The sequence below is a fragment of the Chroococcidiopsis sp. genome, assembly GCF_051657925.1.
Classification (GTDB): domain Bacteria; phylum Cyanobacteriota; class Cyanobacteriia; order Cyanobacteriales; family Chroococcidiopsidaceae; genus Chroococcidiopsis.
Map to the genome: position 1 here is coordinate 1 of NZ_JBOFLP010000023.1, position 5,810 is coordinate 5,810.

Below are 5,810 nucleotides of genomic sequence, written 5' to 3' on the forward strand. Positions count from 1 at the left end.
TTCCCCAAATTGGGCGATCGCTTGGACTTGCATGGTAAGAGGTAATGGGTAATTGGTGGTTGGTAGTTGGTGTGAGTTTATAAGTATTGTTATAGTTTTGACTTTTAACTTTTAACTTTTGACTTCCTACCTAATGCCACTGTCATCACTACTATTGTTGCAGCGCCTAAAGTTAGAGGTGTAATTGTCTCACCAAGTAAGAGTGCTGAGGCGAAAATTGTCAAAAATGGTTGTATCAGTTGAACTTGTCCGACTCTGGCGACACCACCTAAAGCTAGTCCGCGATACCAAGGAAAAAAGGCAAGCAACTGACTGATAATACTGACGTAGGCAAACCCCATCCAAGCAGCAGGGGAAGCGGTTAATCCATGTTGATAAACTGCGATCGCGGTTGGTATGACTAATACTGGTGCTGTTAGTACTAATGCCCAACAAATCACTTGCCAGCCGCCTAAATCTTTTGCCAACCGTCCCCCTTCGGCATAACTCACAGCAGCAGCTAAACCCGCAACGAGTAAGATCGCATCTGCCCAGTGCATTTGTCCTGCACCCGAAGCGATGGCAAATAGTACAACAGTAAGACTACCAGCAATACTAGCAATCCAGAAACCGAAACTGGGGCGTTCCCCTAATCGCCATGCACCTGCTAATGCCGTTGCTAAAGGCATCAGTCCTAGAACAACTCCGCCGTGGGCAGCTGGTAGCTGTTGCATTGCCCAAGCTGAGAGTAGGGGAAATCCTAAAACGACTCCGACAGCGACAATTGCTATACTTTTCCAGTAACGGCGCTTGGGTAGGGATTGACGAGTTGTTCGTAAAACCAACATTGCCAAAAATGCTGCGACGATCGCCCTTCCTAAACCAACAAAATTGGGGTCGAAATCGGTGACGGCAGCGCGAGTTGCTGGTAATGTTAGGCTAAAGCCGAATACGCCCACAAAGCCATATATCAATCCTAATAATTCAGGATCGATGCCGCGAATTTTTTGATTTTGTTTCACCCTTGCAACTTCCTCTTTCTTGGCGCACCACAGGGAATACTTTCAGGTTTAGCCAGTAAAAAGCGATCGCGGAAGGTACGGATTTAGTAGATTTGTCCTAGTACAGTGACATTTTACGTTTTTTTGCTAGTTAAGATTATTAATTATGTCTGCGATAGCAAAACATACAATATTTTTCTAGGAATTTTTCAATATATGCCGTTTAGAATTTACGAGCTGATATTTTTCCTGTTTGGAGTGTTTCTAAACACTCATTCCACAAACTACCGCAATAAATCCATAATCTCTATCTTATGCCTACGCTCTACGTTAAAACGAAAATGCGATCGCGCGTAACTTATCATCCTAGCGCGCGATCGCAAATCAAAAGCCCCCCTTTTTAAGGGGGGTTGGGGGGATCTACTTCTTGGGAGAGATCAACATCATCATATTGCGCCCTTCCTTTTTCGGCGCTTGTTGTAGCTCTCCCACCTCTTGCAGATCCGTCGCCATACGCTTGAGTAGGGTTTCTGCCAAATCGCTGTGTTGAATTTCGCGACCTCGGAACATCACAGTTGCTTTCACCTTATCGCCATCTTTCAAGAAGCGTTCGGCTTGATTGACGCGCACTCGATAGTCATGTTCCTCAATCTTGTAGCGCATCTTCACTTCTTTCACGTCAGCCGTATGCTGCTTCTTCCGAGCTTCCCGCGCCTTCTTCTCCTGCTCGAATTTATACTTGCCGTAGTCCATAATTCGGCACACAGGCGGGTCAGCTTTATCGCTGAGCAGAACGAGGTCTAGTTCTTTTTCCTCAGCAATTTGCAGTGCTTCATAGGGAGTTAAAATTCCCATCTGACTGCCATCAGTATCGATGACTCGAATCTTAGGGAAGCGAATGCGTTCGTTAATTTGGGGTAAATCTTTTGTGGGTCTTCTTTTTTCAATCACAGGCATATAGGATTATTAGCAACTGTTTGTTAGATAACTGGGATGAATCCAGCTTGAGCAACTATTAGACTAAGACAACTATGTATACCTTCACACCAACCACTCGGCTTTCGGGAACGGAAATTTAGAGTCTTCAATCCATAGCAAACAGCAGGCTTTCTCGGTACTTGCAATTCACGATAACACTTTTTTCTGCTAGTTAGGGGTAGGGAAATTCCTCTATTTGCGAACTCCGATCGCCATTCATTTGTTAAGCTCACCTTAACTTCTCAGGATAGATGCGATCGCCTCCCATCAAAACATCTCAATTGTTAAAATAATTTAGAGATTTTATAACTTTATTCAAATTGACCAAAACAAGCGTGGATACCTTATTACACTGGCAGCAACGGGTTGGCAGTCAAAGAGACTGGATTTGGCGTGGCTGGCAGACTCGCTACACTTTTATTCGCCCAGAACAACCCCAGCCTCAGACAACACCGATAATTTTACTGCATGGCTTTGGCACGTCAATCGGTCATTGGCGACAAAACTTAGCCGTGCTAGGGGAACAGCACACAGTTTACGCGGTAGATATGTTGGGCTTTGGTGCGTCGGAAAAAGCTCCAGTGAGCTATAAGGTAGAACTGTGGGTAGAACAAGTTTACGATTTCTGGCGCACGTTTATTCAGCATCCAGTCGTCTTAGTTGGTAATTCTATCGGTTCGCTAGTGTCGCTGAGAGCGGCAGCCATGCATCCCGATATGGTGCAGGGTATTGTGATGCTTAGCCTTCCCGATCTATCTATCCGACAGGAAGCCATACCTAAGATTTTACGTCCCGCGATCGCCGCGATCGAAAATCTCTTCACCTCACCCCTATTAATCAAAACCATTTTTCGCATTGTCCGCCGCCCCCAAGTGGTAAAGCGTTGGGCAGGCATTGCATATGCTAATTCTGAAGCCGTAACTGATGAATTAGTAGATATTTTGTTAGGACCAGCTCAAGACCGAGGTTCGGCACAAGCTTTCTATGCCACGCTAAAAGCTATGTTAGATTCTCAATTCGATCCTTCAGTCAAGAGCATCTTGCCAAATCTAAACATTCCCATCCTACTGATTTGGGGACAGCAAGACCGCATGATTCCACCCGCTTTCGCCCCCAAGTTTGCAGCTTACAATCCTAACGTGCAGCTTCTAATTTTAGAGAATGCAGGACATTTCGCTCATGATGAGTGCCCTGAAGAAGTCAACCAAGCAGTCTTGGACTGGATGGACTCTTTCCTTGCCCGTCCCGATCTTGCTCTAGACAAAGTTAATAATTAGTTGTTAATGGTTAATTGTTTGTATCGCCATTAACCATTAACAATCAGCCATCAGTTTTTATCCGATACTGACTTGATCGGTAGTTACGTCAGTTGCGCCTTGGACGTTTCTGGCAACAGAAACCATTTTTTGCAAAATATCTTGGCTGGGAACCTTGCCTTTTAAAACCACGGTACTACCCGTTTGAGCTACGTAGAGAGTATCAACGTCAGTTAAGCTTTGGTCTTCATCAAATGCCAAAGCAACACGCTTAGCTAAACCACTCTGATCGTATTCTCCATTCAATCCTAGACGCTCGGGAGGAACTGATTCAGTGGCAGCAGCAGCCTGTGGCGTAGGATTAACTTGAGCGTTTTGCGGTTTTTCCATGCCAAACAGTCTTTGTAACCAACCCATAAATTTTTTCTCCTTGAGTAATTAACTGCTCTCAGTGTAAGTTTGCGTAGCGATCGCCACACCTATCTGAAAGAAGATATAGTCACAAGTTGATAATCTTAAGAGTAAATCTGCGAATTGAAGTTTAATTAAGTTAAATTTAATTTTTTTCGCTAATTTTTAACCTAAAATCGCGTCATAAGCCTCACTATCTACTCGGCAATTCCCTAACCTTCTTTTGAAGGGGACTTTGAATTTTCCCTTTTCGAGGGGGGTGAGGGGGATCGAGATCTCTAGCTTCCAGTGCGTAACTCTTACAACAACACATGGATTTTTTTCAGCTAGAAAACATCCGTTGAGAGCGAAAGACGAGATAGATCGAGATAGAATATAAGGCTGAACAGATTGATTTTAGCGATCGGACAGAAAGTAGAGAGCAGTGAGTAGCAACTATCAACCATCAACCATCTTCACGCAGTGTAGCGCCAGCGTTTACCATCAACCATCAACCATCAACCATTAAAAATGAAACACACCCTTTCAGTTCTAGTGGAAGATGAAGCGGGGGTACTAACCCGCATTGCGGGTTTATTTGCCCGTCGTGGCTTTAACATTGAAAGCCTTGCTGTCGGTCAAGCGGAGCAAAACGGAGTCTCTCGAATTACAATGGTAGTCCCTGGGGACGATCGCGTCATCGAACAGCTGACCAAGCAGTTATATAAGCTCGTCCACGTCCTCAAAGTCCAAGATATCACCGAAGTTCCTTGTGTCGAGCGGGAATTGATGTTGATTAAAGTGAGTGCTACCAGCTCTAATCGCTCGGAAGTGATTGAAATTGCTCAGATCTTTCGCGCTAGAGTGGTTGATGTGGCTGAAGACTCCCTCACCTTAGAGGTTGTCGGCGACCCTGGTAAAATTGTCGCGATCGTGCAGTTATTACAAAAGTTTGGACTGCGAGAGGTCGCCCGTACAGGCAAAATTGCCCTCGTGCGAGAGTCGGGAGTCAATACGGAATATCTCAAGTCTCAAGTCGAGGTAAAAGTTTCGTAAGTCAGTTATCAGTTATCAGTTATCAGGGACTAGAGGTTAGTTGCTGGTAGCTAGTGGCATGATAAGTTTGACTTTTAACTTTTGACTTTTGACTATAGCTAGGCTAAAATCGTCAATCCTGCAAAATAGTCCTGCAATTGTTGGCTGTGGTCGTGAGCAAGTTGACCGGGAGGTAAAGCACCAGGAGGAAATGCACGAACTTCCATCACTTCTAATGGATCGCGGACTTTCATCCTGCCTGTAACATCTGCCTCAACTACAATACAAATCGAATGGATGCGCGGATCGCGATCGGGTGCGGAATAAACTCCTACCAGTCGCCGAATTTTGACTAAATCCAGCCCCGTTTCCTCGGCTAATTCTCGTTTGACTGCCGTAGCCACATCCTCACCCCAATCTACCATCCCTCCTGGTAGCGACCACAGCCCATTATCACGACGGCGAATCAAAACGATACGACCATCAGGCAAGATGGGAATGATACTCGTGCCTGGGACGGGATGACGAAATATGATGCCGATGACAGTTTGAATAAATTGCCACCAGCGGCGTAGAGGTTGGGAGATCGCCTTAAAACTAGAAAAAATCACTATTTAACCGTTAGTTAAAATTTATAAATTTTCATATGCTGAAAAAATTCGGTGAAACCCCAGACAGATAGTCTATCCTAGCTTTTGATAATGTCTTAATATAGTTTAAATTCATCTTATCATTTATCGATCTACAACTCAAAACTATGCCCAGAGCTGTATTTAGCTATAGCTTTTTCCCGAGATTAACTATTGAGATTCATTAATGTTTCTTAATGCAAATGGTGGCGATCGCTTCTGAGTACTGCAAATGCCGTTAGCGATCGCGCATGCTAAGTTGGAATTAGCTGACTACTACAGTCCGATTGGTTTATACTTATGACATTAATCCGCTAAGCTGGGAAAATACCGCTGATGTCGGTGAGTCCAATCGCCTCTAGGAACTCTAGGGGTGGTGTTTTGTTGTCTACAAATAATGAGGTGAACATGGCTAAGCGCCGTAACCAAAAAAAAGAAAAGGCGCTACGGAATCAGGCATATGCCCGTAAGTTTCGTAAACGTGCAACTACGGGTCGGATGCAGAATCGTAGAAATCAACCTCAACCACAGGCTGAGGAAGA

General features: G+C 44.6%; 6 protein-coding genes. 2 read left to right on the plus strand and 4 right to left on the minus strand.

Annotated features, from left to right (window positions below):
* Window positions 1-104: 104 nt before the first annotated feature.
* A complete protein-coding gene (locus tag ACRC32_RS01725; RefSeq protein WP_438552360.1) occupies window positions 105-1,001 on the minus strand; it encodes a DMT family transporter in 897 nt (298 codons plus the stop codon).
* Window positions 1,002-1,400: 399 nt separating this feature from the next.
* On the minus strand, window positions 1,401-1,937 hold the full coding sequence (gene infC, locus ACRC32_RS01730; protein WP_015154368.1) for a translation initiation factor IF-3: 537 nt from the start codon (window positions 1,935-1,937) through the stop codon (window positions 1,401-1,403).
* Between the two features lie 356 nt (window positions 1,938-2,293).
* On the opposite strand from infC, the gene ACRC32_RS01735 reads away from it, so the two are divergent.
* On the plus strand, window positions 2,294-3,235 hold the full coding sequence (locus ACRC32_RS01735) for an alpha/beta fold hydrolase (RefSeq protein WP_438552361.1): 942 nt from the start codon (window positions 2,294-2,296) through the stop codon (window positions 3,233-3,235).
* A 57-nt stretch (window positions 3,236-3,292) separates the two neighbouring features.
* Here ACRC32_RS01735 and ACRC32_RS01740 read toward each other — a convergent pair whose 3' ends face one another.
* On the minus strand, window positions 3,293-3,631 hold the full coding sequence (locus ACRC32_RS01740; protein ID WP_039716656.1) for a phospholipid-binding protein: 339 nt from the start codon (window positions 3,629-3,631) through the stop codon (window positions 3,293-3,295).
* Between the two features lie 504 nt (window positions 3,632-4,135).
* Here ACRC32_RS01740 and ilvN point away from each other — a divergent pair.
* Window positions 4,136-4,660 carry an acetolactate synthase small subunit gene (ilvN, locus tag ACRC32_RS01745; protein WP_438552362.1) on the plus strand — a complete coding sequence of 175 codons (525 nt, stop codon included), beginning with the start codon at window positions 4,136-4,138 and terminating at the stop codon, window positions 4,658-4,660.
* 98 nt (window positions 4,661-4,758) lie between these two features.
* Here ilvN and ACRC32_RS01750 read toward each other — a convergent pair whose 3' ends face one another.
* Complete coding sequence (locus tag ACRC32_RS01750; RefSeq protein WP_438552363.1) at window positions 4,759-5,250, minus strand: NUDIX hydrolase; 492 nt, start codon at window positions 5,248-5,250, stop codon at window positions 4,759-4,761.
* Between the last annotated feature and the right edge of the window lie 560 nt (window positions 5,251-5,810).

Excerpts from the sequence above, each read along its gene's own strand:
- infC (WP_015154368.1), bottom strand. The coding sequence starts at position 1,937 with ATGCCTGTGATTGAAAAAAGAAGACCCACAAAAGATTTACCCCAAATT.
- ACRC32_RS01740 (WP_039716656.1), bottom strand. The coding sequence starts at position 3,631 with ATGGGTTGGTTACAAAGACTGTTTGGCATGGAAAAACCGCAAAACGCT.
- ilvN (WP_438552362.1), top strand. The coding sequence starts at position 4,136 with ATGAAACACACCCTTTCAGTTCTAGTGGAAGATGAAGCGGGGGTACTA.